This window comes from Herbaspirillum sp. WKF16 (assembly GCF_028993615.1).
Taxonomy (GTDB): domain Bacteria; phylum Pseudomonadota; class Gammaproteobacteria; order Burkholderiales; family Burkholderiaceae_D; genus Herbaspirillum.
Genome location: NZ_CP118632.1, coordinates 968,774 through 987,588 on the forward strand (window position 1 = coordinate 968,774; position 18,815 = coordinate 987,588).

18 protein-coding genes are annotated in these 18,815 nt (G+C 65.8%); 7 read left to right on the top strand and 11 right to left on the bottom strand.

Translation table 11 applies throughout. The features are described 5' to 3' along the window. Positions 1–298 precede the first annotated feature (298 nt). The 3 genes from Herbaro_RS04315 to Herbaro_RS04325 all read left to right on the top strand — a co-directional run bounded on the left by Herbaro_RS04315 (position 299) and on the right by Herbaro_RS04325 (position 2,518). Positions 299–1,489 carry a porin gene (locus Herbaro_RS04315; RefSeq protein ID WP_275012609.1) on the top strand — a complete coding sequence of 397 codons (1,191 nt, stop codon included), beginning with the start codon at positions 299–301 and terminating at the stop codon, positions 1,487–1,489. 167 nt (positions 1,490–1,656) lie between these two features. Next, a complete protein-coding gene (locus Herbaro_RS04320; RefSeq protein WP_275012610.1) occupies positions 1,657–2,091 on the top strand; it encodes a YeeE/YedE family protein in 435 nt (144 codons plus the stop codon). Position 2,092: 1 nt separating this feature from the next. Continuing rightward, a complete protein-coding gene (locus Herbaro_RS04325; RefSeq protein WP_275012611.1) occupies positions 2,093–2,518 on the top strand; it encodes a DUF6691 family protein in 426 nt (141 codons plus the stop codon). 144 nt (positions 2,519–2,662) lie between these two features. Here Herbaro_RS04325 and groL read toward each other — a convergent pair whose 3' ends face one another. From groL to Herbaro_RS04340, 3 genes are all read right to left on the bottom strand, one after another. Continuing rightward, positions 2,663–4,312, bottom strand: coding sequence for a chaperonin GroEL (gene groL, locus Herbaro_RS04330; protein ID WP_275012612.1), 1,650 nt, complete (start codon positions 4,310–4,312; stop codon positions 2,663–2,665). A gap of 102 nt (positions 4,313–4,414) precedes the next feature. Continuing rightward, on the bottom strand, positions 4,415–4,705 hold the full coding sequence (gene groES, locus Herbaro_RS04335) for a co-chaperone GroES (RefSeq protein WP_008115200.1): 291 nt from the start codon (positions 4,703–4,705) through the stop codon (positions 4,415–4,417). 274 nt (positions 4,706–4,979) lie between these two features. After that, positions 4,980–5,930, bottom strand: coding sequence for a LysR family transcriptional regulator (locus Herbaro_RS04340; RefSeq protein ID WP_275012613.1), 951 nt, complete (start codon positions 5,928–5,930; stop codon positions 4,980–4,982). A gap of 154 nt (positions 5,931–6,084) precedes the next feature. On the opposite strand from Herbaro_RS04340, the gene Herbaro_RS04345 reads away from it, so the two are divergent. Then, positions 6,085–7,404 (top strand): MFS transporter, encoded by a 1,320-nt coding sequence (locus Herbaro_RS04345; protein ID WP_275012614.1) that lies wholly within the window; start codon positions 6,085–6,087, stop codon positions 7,402–7,404. 21 nt (positions 7,405–7,425) lie between these two features. Then, positions 7,426–8,919: a M81 family metallopeptidase gene (locus Herbaro_RS04350; RefSeq protein WP_275012615.1), complete on the top strand. Its 1,494-nt coding sequence runs from the start codon at positions 7,426–7,428 to the stop codon at positions 8,917–8,919. Between the two features lie 106 nt (positions 8,920–9,025). Here the strand turns inward: Herbaro_RS04350 and map are convergent, their stop codons facing one another. The 3 genes from map to Herbaro_RS04365 all read right to left on the bottom strand — a co-directional run bounded on the left by map (position 9,026) and on the right by Herbaro_RS04365 (position 10,813). Continuing rightward, positions 9,026–9,823: a type I methionyl aminopeptidase gene (gene map, locus Herbaro_RS04355; RefSeq protein WP_275012616.1), complete on the bottom strand. Its 798-nt coding sequence runs from the start codon at positions 9,821–9,823 to the stop codon at positions 9,026–9,028. Next, entirely contained in the window at positions 9,820–10,128 is a 309-nt protein-coding gene (locus Herbaro_RS04360; protein ID WP_275012617.1) for a ParD-like family protein, read from the bottom strand. The genes map and Herbaro_RS04360 overlap by 4 nt, the downstream gene beginning before the upstream one ends. Positions 10,129–10,219: 91 nt before the next feature. Next, positions 10,220–10,813: a cupin gene (locus Herbaro_RS04365; protein WP_275012618.1), complete on the bottom strand. Its 594-nt coding sequence runs from the start codon at positions 10,811–10,813 to the stop codon at positions 10,220–10,222. 146 nt (positions 10,814–10,959) lie between these two features. Here Herbaro_RS04365 and Herbaro_RS04370 point away from each other — a divergent pair, with 146 nt between their 5' ends. Then, positions 10,960–11,901, top strand: coding sequence for a LysR family transcriptional regulator (locus Herbaro_RS04370; protein ID WP_275012619.1), 942 nt, complete (start codon positions 10,960–10,962; stop codon positions 11,899–11,901). Between the two features lie 10 nt (positions 11,902–11,911). Here the strand turns inward: Herbaro_RS04370 and Herbaro_RS04375 are convergent, their stop codons facing one another. The 5 genes from Herbaro_RS04375 to Herbaro_RS04395 form a co-directional block, all read right to left on the bottom strand. Next, a complete protein-coding gene (locus tag Herbaro_RS04375; protein WP_446719326.1) occupies positions 11,912–13,048 on the bottom strand; it encodes an MFS transporter in 1,137 nt (378 codons plus the stop codon). A gap of 453 nt (positions 13,049–13,501) precedes the next feature. Next, entirely contained in the window at positions 13,502–14,650 is a 1,149-nt protein-coding gene (dgoD, locus tag Herbaro_RS04380; RefSeq protein WP_275012620.1) for a galactonate dehydratase, read from the bottom strand. Between the two features lie 50 nt (positions 14,651–14,700). Then, positions 14,701–15,339, bottom strand: coding sequence for a 2-dehydro-3-deoxy-6-phosphogalactonate aldolase (locus Herbaro_RS04385; protein WP_275012621.1), 639 nt, complete (start codon positions 15,337–15,339; stop codon positions 14,701–14,703). Positions 15,340–15,374: 35 nt separating this feature from the next. Continuing rightward, positions 15,375–16,349 (bottom strand): 2-dehydro-3-deoxygalactonokinase, encoded by a 975-nt coding sequence (locus Herbaro_RS04390; RefSeq protein WP_275012622.1) that lies wholly within the window; start codon positions 16,347–16,349, stop codon positions 15,375–15,377. Between the two features lie 27 nt (positions 16,350–16,376). Further along, complete coding sequence (locus tag Herbaro_RS04395; RefSeq protein ID WP_275012623.1) at positions 16,377–17,303, bottom strand: aldose 1-epimerase; 927 nt, start codon at positions 17,301–17,303, stop codon at positions 16,377–16,379. 497 nt (positions 17,304–17,800) lie between these two features. On the opposite strand from Herbaro_RS04395, the gene Herbaro_RS04400 reads away from it, so the two are divergent. Continuing rightward, entirely contained in the window at positions 17,801–18,775 is a 975-nt protein-coding gene (locus tag Herbaro_RS04400; protein ID WP_275012624.1) for an ABC transporter substrate-binding protein, read from the top strand. Positions 18,776–18,815: the final 40 nt, after the last annotated feature.

Genomic DNA, 18,815 nt, shown 5'->3' on the forward strand with positions numbered 1-18,815 from the left:
TGAATCAACAATGTGTAGTTTTTATGCATCAATGTTGAGAATGCGCCAAGGCGGAAAATCGCGAGCCGGCATTTTTTCATGTTGGTTCTGTCGATGATTTAAGTTGTAATAAAGAGACATAAACAATCAATAATCGAAAAAAATAAAAACATAAATTGTTTGTGGAAATAAATTTTGATTAAATAAATTAAGTCTTCTTGATGTTTCTTTCGGGAAGCTTGGGTGGTGTCGATTGCCTCATAGGCGGGCGAACTGCCAACAATCAAATAGCAAATTCAACAACTTTGGAGTTCTTCTCATGAAAAAGTCCCTCTTGGCACTGGCAATGCTCGGCGCCTTCGCCGGCGTGGCCCACGCGCAAAGCTCGGTCACCATCTACGGCATCATCGATGCCAGCCTGTCGTACAACAGCAAGGTGGCGACCACCGGTACCGGCAACGGCAACCGCATGGGCGTCGACTCCGGTGCGATCAAGGGTTCGCGCATCGGCTTCAAGGGCAGCGAAGACCTGGGCGGCGGCATGAAGGCGCTGTTCAACCTGGAAAACGGCTTCAACCTGGACAACGGCGCCGCCGCCCAGAACGGCACGCTGTGGGGCCGCACCTCCACCGTCGGCCTGTCGGGCAACTTCGGCACGGTGCTGCTGGGTCGCCAGAAGGACTTCACCGATGACATCGCCGCCTTCACCTCGGTCAACGACTTCGGCGGCATGGTCAGCCAGGTCCACGCCCGCGACCTGGACCGCACCAACGGCGAACGCGTGAACAACTCGATCCGCTACAACACCAACAACTACAGCGGCTTCACCGGCAGCCTGATCTACGGCTTCGGCGAGCAAGCCGGCGCCAACACCGCCGGCCAGTCGTTCGGCATCGGCGGCGCCTACTCGAACGGCCCGTTCAATGTCGGCCTGGCCTACTTCCAGGCCAAGAAGGGCAGCACCTCGGGCGCAAGCGACGTCAACTCGACCAATGCCACTTCGTGCACCAACGCCACCGGTTCGGCCGGCGACACTTGCCTGAAGACCTGGACCCTGGCCAGCTCCTACCAGTTCGGCCCGGCCAAGCTGTACGGCTCGTGGTCGCGCGTGAAGCTGCCGCTGGCCACCCGCGGCGCGGCCGCATCGTTCTCCGCGGCTTCGGCAGCCAACTACGCGGTTGACGCTACCGGCCAATACCTGGTGGGCGGCGTGAACAACGACAAGAACGACATCTTCGACGTCGGCGTGAACTACGGCCTGACCCCGGCCCTGTCGCTGCTGGGCGCGGTGCAGTACACCAAGGCCAGCTTCGTCGGCGCGTCCAACGGCCACCTGCTGCAGCTGAACCTGGGCGCCAAGTACGCCCTGTCCAAGCGCACCAGCCTGTACGCCGTGTACCGCAACCTGCGCGCTTCCGACACCTACAGCCCGGGCGTGAGCAACGGCCAGGCCCCCGGTTCGGACGGCAACCAGAATGCCGTCAACGCCGGCATCATCCACACCTTCTGATCGGATGAGCGCTGTGCGCAGCGCGTGATGTTTCCCCTGTAGCGCCCGCGGGCCGCGCCTTCCCGGGCGGCCCGCAACGCCCGCATACCTTCCCGGATGCGGGCGTTTTTGCCTTCGCGCGGCGCGGCTTCCTATAATGAGGATCCCATCCGGACAGGAAACCTCCCATGCATATCGACTGGACCCATTTCACCCCCTGGCCCGCGCTGGCCGGCGGCATCGCCATCGGCCTGGCCGCGGCAGTGCTGATCCTGTTCAACGGCCGCATCGCCGGCATCAGCGGCATCGTCGGCGGCCTGCTGCGCGCGGCGGCGGGAGAGCGGGCCTGGCGCGCCGCCTTCGTCCTCGGGCTGGTGGCGGCTCCGCTGGCCGCTTCCGCCTTCGACTGGCGCATGGGATTGCGCATCGATGCCGGCTGGCCGGCGGTGATCGCGGCCGGTTTCCTGGTGGGACTGGGGACTCGCTACGCCGGCGGCTGCACCAGCGGCCATGGCGTGTGCGGCATCTCGCGGGGCGCGCGGCGCTCCATCGTCGCCACCGTGACGTTCATGGCGGCGGGCTTTGCCACCGTGTTCGTGCTGCGGCACCTGCCGGGAGGCTGACATGGGCGCGCGCGCATCGCTGGTTTCCCTTGGCGCAGGCTTGCTGTTCGGCTTGGGCCTGATGTTGTCGGGCATGGCCGATCCGGCCAAGGTGCTGGGCTTTCTCGACCTGGCCGGAGCATGGGATCCCTCGCTGGCCTTTGTCATGGCCGGCGCCATCGGCGTGGGCGCGATCGCCTTTGCGCTGGCGCGTCGCCGCGGCCGGTCTTTCCTGGGCCTGGCCATGCAGTTGCCCGCCGCCAGCGGCATCACACCGCGCTTGTTGCTGGGCAGCGCGCTGTTCGGCATCGGTTGGGGCATGGCGGGATTTTGCCCGGGGCCGGCGCTGGTGGCGCTGGGCATGGGCGAGGGCAAGGCGCTCGGATTCGTGCTGGCGATGCTGGCGGGAATGGCGGTATTCGAATGGCTGGAGTCGCGCCGGGGATAAGGCCACTGCGAGGGCCGCGCCCCGGGCTGCAACGAGGGAGTAAAACACAAGGAACAAAAAAACAAAAAGCCCGCATCGTCGCCGATGCGGGCTTCTCAATCGGGAGCCGGCCATGGCGAACCATGGCCGTCGGCCGGAGGCAAATTACATCATGCCGTCCATGCCGCCCATGCCGCCCATGCCACCCATGCCGCCAGGCATGCCGGCCGGCTTGTCTTCAGCCACTTCCGCCACCAGCGCGTCGGTGGTCAGGATCAGCGCAGCCACCGATGCGGCGTTTTGCAGCGCCGAACGGGTCACCTTGGCCGGATCCAGCACGCCCAGTTCCACCAGGTCGCCGTAGGTGCCGTTGGAAGCGTTGTAGCCGAAGTTGCCCGAACCTTCCAGCACCTTGTTCACCACCACCGACGGCTCGTCGCCGGCGTTGAAGACGATCTGGCGCAGCGGCTCTTCGATCGCGCGCAGCACGATCTTGATGCCGGCTTCCTGGTCGGGGTTGTCGCCCTTCAGGTTCTTGACGTTGGCGCGGGCGCGCAGCAGGGCCACGCCGCCGCCAGGCACGACGCCTTCTTCAACGGCTGCGCGGGTCGCGTGCAGCGCGTCTTCGACGCGGGCCTTCTTTTCCTTCATTTCGACTTCGGTGGCAGCGCCAACCTTGATCAGCGCAACACCGCCGGCCAGCTTGGCCACGCGCTCTTGCAGCTTTTCGCGGTCGTAGTCGGAGGTGGCTTCTTCGATTTGCGCGCGGATGGTCTTGACGCGCGATTCGATCGCCAGGGCTTCGCCTGCGCCGTCGATGATGGTGGTGTTTTCCTTGCCGATTTCAACGCGCTTGGCTTGGCCCAGTTCAGCCAGGCCGGCCTTTTCCAGGGTCAGGCCGACTTCTTCGGCGATCACTTGGCCGCCGGTCAGGATGGCGATGTCTTCCAGCATGGCCTTGCGGCGGTCGCCGAAGCCAGGAGCCTTGACGGCGGCGGTCTTCAGGATGCCGCGGATGTTGTTCACCACCAGGGTGGCCAGGGCTTCGCCTTCGACGTCTTCAGCCACGATCAGCAGCGGACGACCGGCCTTGGCGACTTGTTCCAGCACCGGCAGCAGGTCGCGGATGTTGGAGATCTTCTTGTCGAACAGCAGGATGAACGGATTGTCCAGGGCGACGATCTGCTTTTCCTGGTTGTTGATGAAGTACGGCGACAGGTAGCCGCGGTCGAACTGCATACCTTCGACGATTTCCAGTTCGTTTTCCAGCGACTTGCCGTCTTCGACGGTGATCACGCCTTCCTTGCCGACCTTTTCCATTGCCTTGGCGATGATGTCGCCGATGTCGGTGTCGGAGTTGGCCGAGATCGAGCCGACCTGGGCGATTTCCTTGGAGGTGGTGGTGGGCTTGGCCAGCAGCTTGACTTCACCGACGATGGCGCCGACGGCCTTGTCGATACCGCGCTTCAGGTCGGTCGGGTTGAAACCGGCGGCGACGTACTTGAAGCCTTCGCGCACGATGGCCTGGGCCAGCACGGTTGCGGTGGTGGTGCCGTCACCGGCGTTGTCGGAGGTCTTGGAAGCGACTTCCTTGACCAGCTGCGCGCCCATGTTTTCCAGCTTGTCCTTCAGTTCGATTTCCTTGGCGACGGAAACGCCGTCCTTGGTCACGGTCGGGGCGCCGAAGCTGCGCTCCAGGACCACGTTGCGGCCCTTGGGACCCAGGGTGACCTTGACTGCGTTGGCCAGGATGTTGACGCCGTTGACGATCTTGGCGCGTGCTTCATCGCCGAAAATAACTTGCTTTGCTGCCATGTTGGATTCTCCAGAAATTCGGTTGAATTCGTGTCGCCGGGCTGGCCGGCGTGGTGTCGTGCTGCCGGCGGCCGCTTATATATGAAGAGGCCGCGCGCCGAATTACTTCTCGACGACGGCGAACAGGTCTTCTTCGCGCATGACCAGCAGTTCCTGGCCATCGATCTTCACGGCCTGGCCGGAATACTTGCCGAACAGAACGCGGTCGCCGACCTTCACGGCCAGCTGACGGACCTTGCCGTCTTCCAGGATCTTGCCGTTGCCGACGGCCAGGACTTCGCCTTGGTCCGGCTTTTCGGTCGCTGCATCAGGCAGAACGATACCGGAAGCGGTCTTGGTTTCCTGGTCGAGGCGCTTGACGATGACGCGATCGTGCAAAGGGCGAAGATTCATGAGAACTCCTTACATTTCAATAAGTTAGCGGTTATTGCGGCGATGCCTGCAACGGTTTTTCTTCCAAATGCAGCCAACCTCACCGCATGAAAAAGGGGGATTTCACCAAGGCGGGCTGTTAGCACTCTCCCCTGGCGAGTGCTAAGTATAGGGACGGAGGTTGGATTTTTCAAGGTGGACATGCGCGCTTGCAGGCATCGGCGAGCGTCAATAATAAAATTTCCCTTGAGGCAATGTTGCCCTATCTTTAAACCACCGTCGCGGCCCCGCCGGTTCAAGCCCCTTTTTTCGCCGCCGGTTTCTTGCCGGCCTTCCTGGCGGAGAACATCGACATGTCGCGCCGGATCAGCGCGATCAGCGTCTCCGCCGCCGCGCCCAGCGTCCTGCCGCTCTTGGTGAGCAGGCGCGCCTTGGTGGCCTTGAACAGCGGGTGGTTGATGGGCAGAGTCACCACTTCTTTGGCGCGCAACTCCCGATAGGCCGCGAAGGCGCTGATCAGGGTCATGCCGTCGTTGCGCTTGACGAAGCTGCGCAGGGCGCCGAGGGAATTGGTCGTGAGCGTGGGCCGTATCTGTATGTGTTCCGCATAGGTCAGCATCTGCACGATCTGGCCCAGGCCGAAGGCCGGCGGCATGATCGCCAGCGGGTAGTGGCCCAGCTCGCGCACGTCGACCGCGCCGCCGCGCAGGGCGAAAGGATGGCCGGGCCGCACCAGAAGCTCGACCGGCTGGGCCGAGGTGGCGACGTATTGGACATCGGCATGCGGCGGCGGATTGTAGGCCAGTCCGATATGGGCGCGGCTTTCCGCCACCTCCTGCAACACGTTGTTGACCGGCAGCACGTCGACCGAGATATCCAGGTCGGGATGGCGGGCGCAGAAATCGGTCAGCACCTCGTCCATCAGGCTGTCGACGTAGCCTTCGCTGGTGACGATGCGGACCTGGCCGTGCCGCAGGCCGTGCAGGGCCTGCAGCCGGCCTTCGAACAGCTCTTGCTGGGAGCGGCAGCCGCGCCAGTATTCAAGCAGGTAGGACGCGGCCTCGGTCGGCTGCACGCCGCGCGCATGGCGGTCGAACAGCGGCGTGCCGATCTCCTCTTCCAGCAGGCGTATCTGGCGGGTGATCACCGATGCCGAGGTGTTGATGCTGTCGGCCGCACCGCGGATCGATCCTTGCGCCAGCACTTCCTGGAAATAGCGCAGCCTGCGCTGGTTCAGTTCCCGCATGCGTTCTCCCGCGCTCGCTGAGCGTTACCCAAAGGGCAACGATAATACACTTAAGTTGCTCTTGCTCGTGTTTGCGTACTGACCGATGATCGCTGCGCATGCCAGTGCCTGAACGTCCTACCGATACCAACACATAACGACAGGAGTGAGACCGATGCCCATCACCGAAACCCCGCATGCGCCGCACGAGCCCGACGGCGCGGCGCGCCGCGCCTTGTACCGCAAGCTGAACTGGCGCCTGCTGCCCTTCTTGCTGCTCTGCTACACCTTTGCGTACCTGGACCGCGTCAACATCGGCTTCGCCAAGTTGCAGATGCAGGGCGATCTCGGCTTCTCCGACGCCGTGTACGGGTTGGGCGCTGGCATCTTCTTCTTCGGCTACGTGCTCTTTGAGATTCCCAGCAACCTTCTGCTGCCGCGCATCGGCGCGCGCAAAACCATCGCCCGCATCCTGGTGCTCTGGGGGCTGACATCGGCGGGCATGATGTTCGTGCGCGATGAAACCACCTTCTATGTGCTGCGCTTCCTGCTGGGCGTGTTCGAGGCCGGTTTCGCTCCCGGCATGATCTTCTACCTGACATACTGGTACGGCCAGAAGCGCATGGCGCGCGTGATGGCGGTGGTCATGCTCGCCGGGCCGATCGGCGGCATCTTCGGCTCGCCCTTGTCGACCTGGCTGATGACCGCGATGTCGGGCGCGCACGGGCTGGAAGGATGGCAGTGGATGTTCCTGGTGGAAGGCTTGCCATGTGTGCTGCTGGGCGTGCTGGCGCTGCGCGTGCTGGCCGACCGGCCGGCCGACGCCAGGTGGCTGAGCGCGGAAGAAAAGCGCATGATCGCCGCCGACGTCGACACGGCCGGCGCCGCCGATCATTCCTTTGCGCAGGTGGCCAGGAACCCGCGCGTCTACCTGCTGGCCTTTTCTTATTTCACGATGATCTGCGGCATCTACGCCGTGAGCTTCTGGCTGCCTTCCATCCTCAAGGCCGACGGCGTGACCGACACCATGCAGATCGGGCTGTATTCGATGATTCCCTACATCGCCGCCGCGATCGCGATGATCGTCATCGGCCGCAGTTCCGACCGCCGCGGCGAGCGTCGCCTGCACAGCGCCTTGCCGGCGTTGGTCGGCGCGCTGGCGCTGGCGGCGGCCACGCTGTTCAGCGGCAACCTGGCGCTGTCGCTGCTGTGCATGACGATCGCCACCGCCATGATGTGGTCCGCCTACACCGTGTTCTGGGCCATTCCCTCGCAATACCTGAAGGGCGACTCGGCCGCCGGCGGCATCGCGCTCATCAATACGATCGGCCTGATCGGCGGCTTCCTCAGCCCCACCATCATCGGTTGGGTGCGCACCGCCACCGGCAGCATGCAGGCCGGCTTGCTGGTGATGGTGGCGCTGCTGGTCGCCGGCGCAGCCACGCTGCTGGCCAACCGTACGCCCTCGGCGCAATCGCGGGCGGCAACCGTCTGATTACCCATACCGGAGACTGAATTGGCAACACGCATCCTGCTCGCTGGCTTCCAGCACGAGACCAATACCTTCGCGCCCACCAAGGCCGCCTACGCCAACTTCGAACGCGGCGAGGGATTCCCGGCGATGGTGCGCGGCGGCGACGTGCTGGCGCTGCGCGAGGTCAATATCCCGGCCGGCGGATTCATCCGCGCGGCCGAGGCCAACGGCTGGGAGCTGCAGCCCGTGATCTGGGCCGGGGCCAGCCCTTCGGCGCACGTGACGCAAGACGCCTACGAGCGCATCGCCGGCGAGATCGTCGACGCCGCGCGCGCGGGCGGTTTCGATGCGGTGTATCTGGACCTGCACGGCGCCATGGTGGCCGAACATACCGATGACGGGGAAGGAACGCTGCTGGCGCGGCTGCGCGAGGTGCTCGGCGCGCGCATCCCGCTGGTGGCCTCGCTCGACCTGCATGCCAACGTCACGCAACTGATGCTCGACAGCGCCGACGCGCTGGTCGCCTACCGCACCTATCCGCACGTCGACATGGACGAGACCGGCGCGCGCGCGGCCGCGCTGCTGGGAGGTTTGCTTGAGCCGGGCGCGCGCCTGCACCGGGTGTCGCGCAGGCTGCCGTTCCTGATTCCCATCAACGGCATGTGCACCATGCTGGAACCGTCGAAGGGCATGTATGCCGCCCTGGCCGCCGAGGAGGGCGCGGGCGTCGCCTCGCTGTCGTTCGCCCCGGGCTTTCCGGCGGCCGACTTCGCCGAGTGCGGGCCGGTCATCTGGGGCTATGGCGAAGACGCGGCGGCCACGCAGGCCGCGGTGCAATCGCTGTACGACAAGATGCTGGCCGAGGAGGCCGCGTGGGAGGTGCCGTTCCTGTCGCCCGATGAGGCCGTGCGCGAAGCCATGCGCCTGGCGCGCGATGCGGATGCGCCCGTCGTCATCGCCGATACGCAGGACAATCCGGGCGCGGGAGGCGACTCCAACACCATGGGGATGCTGCGGGCGCTGTTGCGCAATGGCGCCTCCGAGGCCGCCATCGGACTGATCTGGGATCCGGCTGCGGTTGCTGCCGCCCGGAGCGCGGGCGAGGGCAACAGCGTGGAACTTGCGCTGGGCGGCGTCTCCGGCGTGCCGGGCGACGAACCCTTGCGGGCGCGCTTCGAGGTGCTGAAGCTGTCCGACGGCGTCTGCCGTTACGACGGCCCGATGATGAACGGCATGATGGCCGATGTCGGGCCGGTGGCCCTGCTGCGCATCGAAGGCGTGCTGGTCGCCGTCAGCAGCGGCAAGGCGCAGATGCTGGATCGCAATCTCTATCGCGTCGCCGGCGTCACGCCCGAAGCGATGAAGATACTTGTCAACAAGAGCTCGGTGCACTTCCGCGCCGACTTCCAGCACATCGCGCATGCGGTGCTGGTCGCCAAGGCGCCCGGGCCGATGACTGCCGATCCCGCCGATTTGCCATGGACCCGGTTGCCGCGCGGGCTGCGCCTGAAGCCGATGGGTGCGCCCCGCCGCTAGCTTTGCCGCAGTCCATGCCATGGTCCGGCATGCGCTTGGACCGCAATGAAGAAACGCCCGCGGATGCGGGCGTTTCAGTGAGCGAAGACCGGCGCGAGGGCGCCTGTCAGGTGCGCTGCGCGATCGCCGGGTAGTCGCCGAATCCTTCCGGCCACGGCGTCAGGATCTCGTAGCCGCCGGCCGTCACCACCACCATGTGCTCCCACTGCGCCGACAGCGAGCCGTCGGCGGTGACCACGGTCCAGCCGTCGTCGAGCTGGCGCGAGTGGCGCTTGCCGGCGTTGAGCATGGGTTCGATGGTGAAGATCATGCCTTCCTTCAACGGCAGGCCGGCGCCGCGCTGGCCGTAGTGCAGCACCTGCGGCTCGTCGTGGTAGGTGGTGCCGATGCCGTGGCCGCAGTATTCGCGCACCACCGTGAAGCCGTCGCGATGCGCCACCGACTGGATCGCGTGGCCGACGTCGCCCAGCGTGGCGCCGGGGCGCACCGCCAGGATGCCGGCGCACATCGCCTCATAGGTGGTCTCGACCAGCTTCTTGGCGGCTGCGGCGGGCTGGCCGACGTAGTACATGCGGCTGCAATCGCCGAACCAGCCGTCCTTGATCACGGCTACGTCGAGGTTGACGATGTCGCCGTCCTTGAGCACCTGGCCCGAGGGGATGCCATGGCAGATCACTTCGTTGACCGAGCTGCAGATGGTCTTGGGAAAACCGTGGTAGCCGATGTTGGCCGGCTTGGCCTTTTGCACCTTGACGATGTGGTCGTGGCAGATGCGGTCCAGCTCGTCGGTGGTGACGCCGGCCCTGACGTGCTCGGCCACCACTTGCAGCACTTCGGCGGCCAGGTGGCCGGCGGCGCGCGCCTGGGCGATCTCGGCCGCGCCGCGCAGTTTTACTTTTCTCATGCGTATTCTTTCCCCGTTTTGCGGCGCGCGCCGGGCGCGGCCTTTTCCCTGGTTTTTTCCTTGCTTGCCGGATTCGGCCGGGCGTCGATCAGTTCGCGTATCGACAGCACGCCCCCATGCTCGCGCGCGAGCTGGTCGCGCACCAATAGCCGTGAAATCTCCGCCTGGTTCATCTCGGGATGAAGCTCGGAGAGCATGCCCAGCAGCATCCAGTGCTCCGCCTGCGCGTTGATCGAGCGGTTCAGGGCGCTGCCGGCGATGCGCACGTTGTCGTGCATCTGGTCTGAAATCTTGACGATTCCCATGGCGATCCTGTTCTGCTGGTTTATATGAAACGTACACGTTTCGTATATTGTAGCCGTGTCGGGAAAATTCCGCCAGCGCTTGCCGGACCGATCAACTGCGCGGCCACAATTGCGCCAGCGGCGGCTCCGATCCGCGTACCGGATCGTTGTCGGGGAAGGGCAGGGCGCGGATGCGCCGCAGCGTCTCCGGATCCGGCGCCGAGGTGCAGACGTCCCACTTCTGGCCGGCCGGATAGGCGCCTACCACCAGGAAGTCGGCGCTGGCCGAGAGCCGGCAGTGGCCGGTGCCGGCCGGCAGCAGGATGACGTCGCCGCGCGCCACATCCACCGTGCGGCCGTCCGGTCCGCCCAGCATCAGGCTGGCCCGGCCGGCGGCGAAGCCGAGCACTTCATGCGCCGTGGAGTGGTAGTGATGATAGTCGTAGATGCCGTCGCGCCATTGCGCCGGCCAGCCGTTGGAGGCGAACAGTTGCTCCATGCGCGCGGCGACGTCGCCTTCGGCGATCACGTTGCGATAGTGCAAGACCGGCAGCCGCTCGTTGTTGGGCACCCAGCCGTTGCGTTCCAGGATGAAGTGTTCGGGCGCGCTGGAGGCGGCCGCGGCCGAGGCCGCGCCGGGCAGCGCCGCCAGCGACCAGGCGCCCAGCAGGGTGTGCATGAAGTGTCTGCGTGTCATGATTTCCATTGCGGCTCCGGGAAGGTTGCGCTCATGCCTCTACGGTCGGCGCCGCGCGCAATAGTTCCATGACGCGGCCCGGTCGGATGCGGTATGTGGTTAGAATTGATCATTCGGTACCGATCAATCTGCATCAACGATAAATAGAGGCTTCCATGGAACTGAGGCAATTGCGCCAATTCGTCGCGGTGGCGGAAGAAAAAAGCTTCACGCGCGCCGCCCAGCGCTGCCACATCGTGCAGTCCGCGCTGTCGAGCTCAATCCGCCTGCTGGAAGATGAGCTGGGCGCGCCGCTGTTCGTGCGCACCACGCGCCACGTCGCGCTGACCGCCGCCGGCGAGGCCTTCCTGGAAAGCGCGCGGCGCGCCTTGGGCGTGCTGGAGCAGGGCGCCACCGACGTCGCCGATGTCAACGCGCTGCGGCGCGGGCGGCTGGCCATCGGCACGGTGCAGAGCCTGCCGTCCTTCATCGATTTGCCGGCGGTGCTGGCGCGCTTCCATCGGCGCCACCCCGGCGTCGAGGTGCGGCTATGCCAGGGCGCCGCCGGCGAGCTCAACGAAAAGGTCGCCTCGCGCCAGCTCGACCTGGCCATCCTGCCCATCGAGGAAAGCGGCGAAGGGCTGCAGACGCAGATTGTCGCCTGCGAAGACCTGGTGCTGGCCTGCGTGCCTTCGCACAGGCTGGCCGGAGCCAGGTCGGTGACGCTGGAGCAGCTGGCGGCTGAAGAGTTCGTCGACTTCGAGCAGGGGCGCGGCACGCGCATGCTGGTCGACCGCGGCTTTGCCGAGGCCGGCCTGCGGCGCCGGCTGGCGTTCGAGGTCAGCGACCTGGAGACCCTGCTCGACTTGGTCTGCCACGGCCTGGGCGTGGCGCTGCTGCCGCGCGACGTGGTGCTGGGACGGCGCGGCAAGCTGGCCTGCGTGAACTTGCGCGGGGTCGAGCTGTGCTGGGAACTGGTGGTCACGCACAAGGCCGCCGGCCGCGGCGGCGCGGCCGTGCTCGATGCGGCGCCGGCGGCGTTTCTTGAATTGCTGATGGCGCAGGCCCACGCGGGCGAGAGCGCCAAGGCCGAAGGCAAGCGGCGCAAGGCCGCATAGGCGTCGCCGGTCAGATGAAGCGGCGCACCGACCTGCCGCCGAAGGCGGCGATGCCGACCATCACCAGCGCCACGCAGAAGAAGCTCGCGCGCAGGCTCAGGTGCTCGGCCACGCCGCCGATGAGCACCGGCCCCAGCAGCATGCCGACATAGGCGAAGCGCGCCACGGCGGCGATGCTTTCGGCGGCGCGCATGCCCGGCACGCGCGCTGCCGCCAGGAAGAAGATCGGCATCAGGTTGGCGATGCCCAGCCCCGACAGGAACAGGCCGGCGATGGTCGCTTCCGGCAGCGGCAAGGCCGCCGCCAGGGCGATGCCGAGCGCGCCCACGGCGCCGCTCCAGCCGAGCGTGCGCACGCCGCCGATGCGCGCGCGGATGCGGTCGCCGGTCAGGCGCCCGGCCGCCATGCCGGTGGAGAACGCGGCATAGCTATAGCTCACCAGCGCCGCCGGCGACTGCGCCACATCGCGCATGTACACCGCGGCCCAGTCGTACATCCCGCCTTCGCAGGCCAGCGCCAGGAAGGCGATCCCCCCCAGCACCAGCACCATGCGGCGGCCGTTGGCGCCGGCCTCGCCGCCGTCGGTTTGCGCAGCGTCCTCATCGTGCGCGGCGTCGGGCAGCATGAAGCGCCGCGCCAGCAGCGCTACGCCCAGGGTGCCGGCGCCGACCAGGCAGGCATGCGCGAACGGCGAGAGCCCCGGCGCCGCACCCAGCGCCGAGCCGGCGATGCCGCCGATGCTGAACATGGCATGCAGGGTGGACATGATGGGTTTGCTGCGGCCGTTCTCTACCAGCGCCGCCTGCACGCTCATGGCCACGTCGAAGGCCGCCATGGCCGAGCCGAACACCAGCAGCAGGCCGACCAGCATCCAGAACTGCGGCGCCAGCGGAATGGCCAGCAGCGTGAAGGCGTACAGGATGCCCGAGAGCATCAGCCCGCGGGCGCTGCCGACCTGGGCGATCCAGCGGCCCGAGCGGCCCATGGTCAGCAGCGCGCCGCCGGCTACGGCCAGCATGGCCAGCGAGAGCACCGCGTCGGACAGCGCGAAGCGCTCCTTCACCGACGGGATCAGCACGCCCCAGGTGGCGAAGGTGGCGCCATTGACGAAGAACTGGGCCATGGTGGCCCAGGTCGCGCGGCGCATGGCATGCGGCGATTCGGTGCGGACGGAGGCGGCCGCACTGCTGCAATCGGTGCCCTGGCTCATGGAAATTCCTGACGAAAGATGCGAAAGGCTGCCACTTTGCCAGCTTTTCGGCTATCCGTTAAATGGAATATTCAGATCGGACTGATCTTTTTGGTCGATGAATTAAAAATGATGGGAGTGGAGTGTCCTGTCCCGGGCTCCGTTCAACGCCGCTGGGTCCCGGCCTGCGCCGGGACGACAGGTAGTAAGTGAGCTCGAGCAGCGTTGGGTTCAAGCTCCCACCTCTGGGTCGTCCCGGCGCAGGCCGGGATCCAGCGGCGTCCGTCGCGTATCGCTGGCAATCCGAACGGCAATATCAGCGGCAATAAAAAAAGCCCGGCCGTAAAGAACGTGCCGGGCAGGAGCTGCTGCTGAGGATTCCTTATCGTTAGCGCGGCAGGCGCGGCCGCATCACCATTCGGCGAAGCTGCCATCCTTGTGGCGCCAGATCGGATTGCGCCAGCGATGGCCGACTTCCGCGCGCTGCTTCACGTATTCTTCGTTGATCTCGATGCCCAGGCCCGGACCTTGCGGGATCTTCACGTAGCCGTCTTCATAGGCGAACACGTTCTTGTCCTTGATGTAGTCCAGCAGGTCGTTGCTCTCGTTGTAGTGGATGCCCAGGCTCTGCTCCTGGATGAAGGCGTTGTAGCTGCCGGCATCCACCTGCAGGCAGGAGGCCAGCGCGATCGGCCCCAGCGGGCAGTGCAGCGCCAGCGCCACGTCGTAGGCCTCGGCCATGGCGGCGATCTTGCGCGTCTCGGTGATGCCGCCGGCGTGCGAGACGTCGGGCTGGATGATGTCCACGTAGCCTTCGGAGAGGATGCGCTTGAAGTCCCAGCGCGAGTACAGGCGCTCGCCCAGCGCGATCGGGGTCGAGGTCAGGTGGGCGATTTCCTTCAGGGCCTCGGAGTTCTCCGACAGCACCGGCTCCTCGATGAACATCAGCTTGTACGGCTCCAGTTCCTTGATCAGCACCTTGGCCATGGGCTTGTGCACGCGGCCGTGGAAGTCCACGCCGATGCCGACGTTGGGGCCGACCGCCTCGCGCACCGCCTGCACGTTGGCCAGCGTCAGCTCGACCTTGTCGTAGCTGTCGATGAACTGCAGCTCTTCCGTGCCGTTCATCTTGACCGCGGTGAAGCCGCGCGCCACGGCGTTCTTGGCGGCCGCGGCGGTGTCGGCCGGGCGGTCGCCGCCGATCCAGGAGTACACGCGGATCGAGTTGCGCACCGCGCCGCCCAGCAGCTGGTGCACCGGCACGCCCAGCGACTTGCCCTTGATGTCCCACAGCGCCTGGTCGATGCCGGCCAGCGCGCTCATGTGGATGGCGCCGCCGCGATAGAAGCCGCCGCGGTAGAGGATGGTCCAGTGGTCTTCGATGTTGCGCGGATCCTTGCCGACCAGGTAGTCGGACAGCTCCTCGACCGCAGCCGCCACGCTGTGCGCGCGGCCTTCGACGATGGGCTCGCCCCAGCCGACCACGCCTTCGTCGGTTTCGATCTTGAGGAAGCACCAGCGCGGTGGAACGATGAAGGTGCTGATCTTGGTAATTTTCATTGCGGGTCCGTTGGTTGTTCGTTCTTGAAAAATAATCCGCGTGGGCTGCCTCAGCCCAGCGCCTTCCAGGCGGCGACGAAGGCCTGCGCGCGCTGGCGCACTTCGTTCGCCGACAGGCCCGGCGAATAGAGCGCCGAACCCAGGCCGAAGCCGGAGGCGCCGGCTTCGCGGAACACCGCCATGCCTTGCGGCGTGATGCCGCCCACCGGCAGCAGCGCGATCTCGCGCGGCACCACCGCGCGCCAGGCCTTGACCACCTGCGGGCCGAGCTGCTCGGCCGGGAACATCTTGAGCACATCGGCGCCGGCGTCCAGCGCGGCGAAGGCCTCGGTCACGGTGGCCACGCCCGGGGCGCTGTAGAGGCCGGCCGCGCGCGCCGCGCGGATGACCGCGCCGTCGCTGTGCGGCATGACGATCAGCTCGCCGCCGGCGGTCTTCACCTGCTCCACCTGCTCCGGCTTAAGCACGGTGCCGGCGCCGACGATGCAGTCCTCCGGCAGGCTGCGGCGCAGGGCGGCGATGCTCACCAGCGGTTCGGGCGAATTGAGCGGCACTTCGATGATGCGAAAGCCGCTCTCGTAGAGCGCCGCGCCGATAGCTTCGGCCTCGGTGTTGCGCACGCCGCGCAGGATGGCGATCATGCCGGTGGCGGACAGGGCGTCCGCGAATCGTTTGGGATTGCTGTTCATGGATTCCTTGCTTGAGTATGTGTCGGGGCGCCGGCTCAGCCGACCAGCCCTGCGTGCCGCGCCAGCAACCAGAGGCCGGCTTCGGTGGCCTGTTCGGCCTCGCTCACCGGGCCCATGCCGTACAGCTCCAGCGCCAGCCGGTAGCGGCGGCACAGGCCGGCGTCGCCGATCAGGACGATGCGCTGGCGATGCAGGGTGGTCATGGCCTTGAGCGCGGCGATTTCGTGGCCGATCAGCAGGCCGGAGAGATAGTCGGGCTGCGCCGCGGCGTCCAGTTCGCCGGTCAGGCCCAGCGTGCGGCTGCTGAAGATGTTGGAGAGCACGCCGGCCAGGCCTTCGGGCGTCTGCGCCACGCGCGCGCCGCGGATGAAGGCGGCGTCGTCCGGCGCATCCGGCTTGTGCATGGTGCGACCGAGGATGGTGTGCGTGGACAGCGCGCCGTAGACTTCGCCGGTCATGAAGGTGTCGAAATGCTGCAGGCGGCCATGGCTCACGCGCACCCATTTCGAGTGGGTGCCGGGCAGGCCGATCAGCAGCTCGTCGTCATGGAACTGGCGCAGCGCGCCGACCACCTGGGTTTCCTCGCCACGCATCACGTTGGGCAGCGTCGAGACTTGCAGCAAGCCCGGCACGATGTGCAGCGCGCGGCCGGCGCCGGTGTCCACCTGCGTGAGCTTGCGGCCGATACGGTCCGGCGCCAGCGGTACGGTCAGGTAGGGCGCCTCGCGCCAGCCCTGCTTGCTGCCGACCATGCCGGCGGCGATCAGCGGAGCGTCGGGCGCGGCTTCCATCCAGTCGCCGCAGGCCGAGTGCAGCGCCAGGCGGAACGGCGCCTCGGGATCGTCGCCGACTTCCACCACCGGCAGGTTCATGATGCCCCAGGGATGAGCGCGTCGTTCCAGCACCTCGCCCTGCGCGCCGAAGCGGTAGCAGCGCAACGAGGATGTGCCCCAGTCCAGCGCGATCAGTGCGCAGGACGAAGCGCTGTCGTTATGTGTGTCTTTCTTCATTGTCTCAAGTCGTATTGCCGCCGGCGCTCAGGTCTCGCACACGGAGAATCGGGTCAGCAGCACCATGTCTTCGCCCGGCGCCAGGTCGATCAGGCCCGGGCGGTTGGGCATGTGGAAGGCGTCGATGGGATGGGTGATCGGTTCCAGGCAGAAGTAGCCCAGGCCCGGCGGCCGGTACATCAGCGCATAGCCGCTGCGGTCGGTGGTGTGCATCTGCAGGCGCAGGCCGCGCGTGGGATCCTCGATCATGGCCAGGCCGTCCCAGCCTTCGAAGCAGTTGTCCACCAGCGGGCCTTCCAGCGGCGCCGGGCGGTTGTAGTCCCAGCTCAGCGGCAATTTGCGCGCGAAGCCGGTGGGAATCGGATCGGCGCCCGACATCCACGCGCCGCGCGAGCGGAATTGCAGGCGCGTCCTGGCGTCATGCAGGAAGTAGGGATGCAGGCCGAGGCCGAAGGGCAGCGCCTCGGCGCCGGTATTGGTCACGCGCAGCTCGATCTCCAGCGAATTCTCGCGCAGCGTGAGCAGCTGGCGCGCGCTGTAGACGTAGGGATTGCCGTCGAAGCGCGCCGACTCCAGCTCCAGCGTCATGCGGTCTTCGGCCTGCGCGGAGACCTTCCAGGCCTGCAGCCAGCTGTCGCCGTGGATCGGGTAGGGCTCGCCGGCGCGGTTGGCCGCCACCGGGTAGGTCTTGCCGCCGAATTCGAAACCGCCTTCGGTGATGCGGTTGGACCAGGGCAGCAGCGGGAAGCAGGCGGTGGTGTAGAGGTCGGCGGCGCGCGCGTCCCACGGGCGGAACAGCGGCAGCCACTGGTCGCCGCGTTGCCAGTCCCAGGCCGCGATACTTCCGCCCAGGCTGGGCATCACGCGCAGGCGCTGGCGTCCGGATTGCAATGTATGTATTTCCGGCAGCGCCTGGGCGCCTGCGGGGAGGGCATCGGTTGCTCGGGAGGGCATGGTGTCTCGTATGTTGTTATGGGATGCAGCGCGCGGGAAACGGCATTGTGTGCCGGCTTCGCGGAAGGTCATCGCATGAGGGAGAGGATTGCTCACGTTACGTCGCACTCACGTCTTCTTACGCAATGCGCTTCAAAAAAAACAGGTCGATGCTATCACCGGGGTTGGGTGCGGAATAATGAAAAAAAGAACGCAAGCGATATCAAAATTGTGAGCGGCGGCCGAGGGAAAAACGGCGCGCCGCACTCGCATCCGCGCCCCGCGCGGCACGCTTTCATCGATGCGGGAAACGATATCGAAATTCGTGAAAAATTCATTGGATACATATTTTTTGCTCTCCTAATATGGAGCGCGAATTGAAGGGATGGATGCTTCCCCCAATTTGAGACTGCAACGCGCCGTAACATCGAACAAGAGCAAAGCAAGGCCGGCGCAGCGCACGCACTTCTTGCACATAACAAAGGAAATCGACGATTTCCGGCCAATGGAGACAAACAATGAAAACGAAGAGAAGAGCGCTTCTGGGCGCAGCCATCTGCATGACCCTGGGCGGCGCCATCACCGGCATGCCCGCGTTCGCCGCCGACAAGCCGCTGACCCTTGGCTTCTCGCAGGTCGGCGCCGAGAGCGAATGGCGCACCGCCAACACGGTGTCGATCAAGGATGCGGCCAAGCAGGCCGGCGTCAACCTGAAGTTCGCCGACGCGCAGCAGAAGCAGGAGAACCAGGTCAAGGCGATCCGCTCCTTCATCGCCCAGAAGGTCGACGTGATCGCCTTCTCGCCGGTGGTGGAATCGGGCTGGGAAACCGTACTGCGTGAAGCCAAGGCCGCCAAGATCCCGGTGATCCTGACCGACCGCGCGGTCAACGTGACCGACAAGTCGCTGTACGTGACCTTCATCGGTTCGGACTTCGTCGAAGAAGGCCGCCGCGCCGGACGCTGGCTGCAGGAGAAGGCCAAGACCCTGCCGGCCGGCGACATCAACATCGTCGAGCTGCAAGGCACCGTCGGCTCGGCGCCGGCGATCGACCGCAAGGCCGGTTTCGAGGAAATCATCAAGACCGATCCGCGCTTCAAGATCATCCGTTCGCAGACCGGCGACTTCACCCGCGCCAAGGGCAAGGAAGTGATGGAAGCCTTCCTCAAGGCTGACGGCAAGAAGATCAACGTGCTCTACGCGCACAACGACGACATGGCCATCGGCGCCATCCAGGCGATCGAAGAAGCCGGCATGAAGCCGGGCAAGGACATCATCGTCATCTCGATCGACGGCGTGAAGGGCGCTTTCGAAGCCATGATGGCCGGCAAGCTCAACGTGACCGTCGAGTGCAGCCCGCTGCTGGGCCCGCAGCTGATGCAGATCGCCAAGGACGTGAAGGCCGGCAAGGAAGTGCCCAAGCGCATCACTACCGAGGAAGGCGTGTTCCCGGCCGAAGTCGCGGCCAAGGAATTCCCGAACCGCAAGTATTGAGCGTCAGTGGCGCAGCCTGATCGAGGCTGCGCCGCTTCAG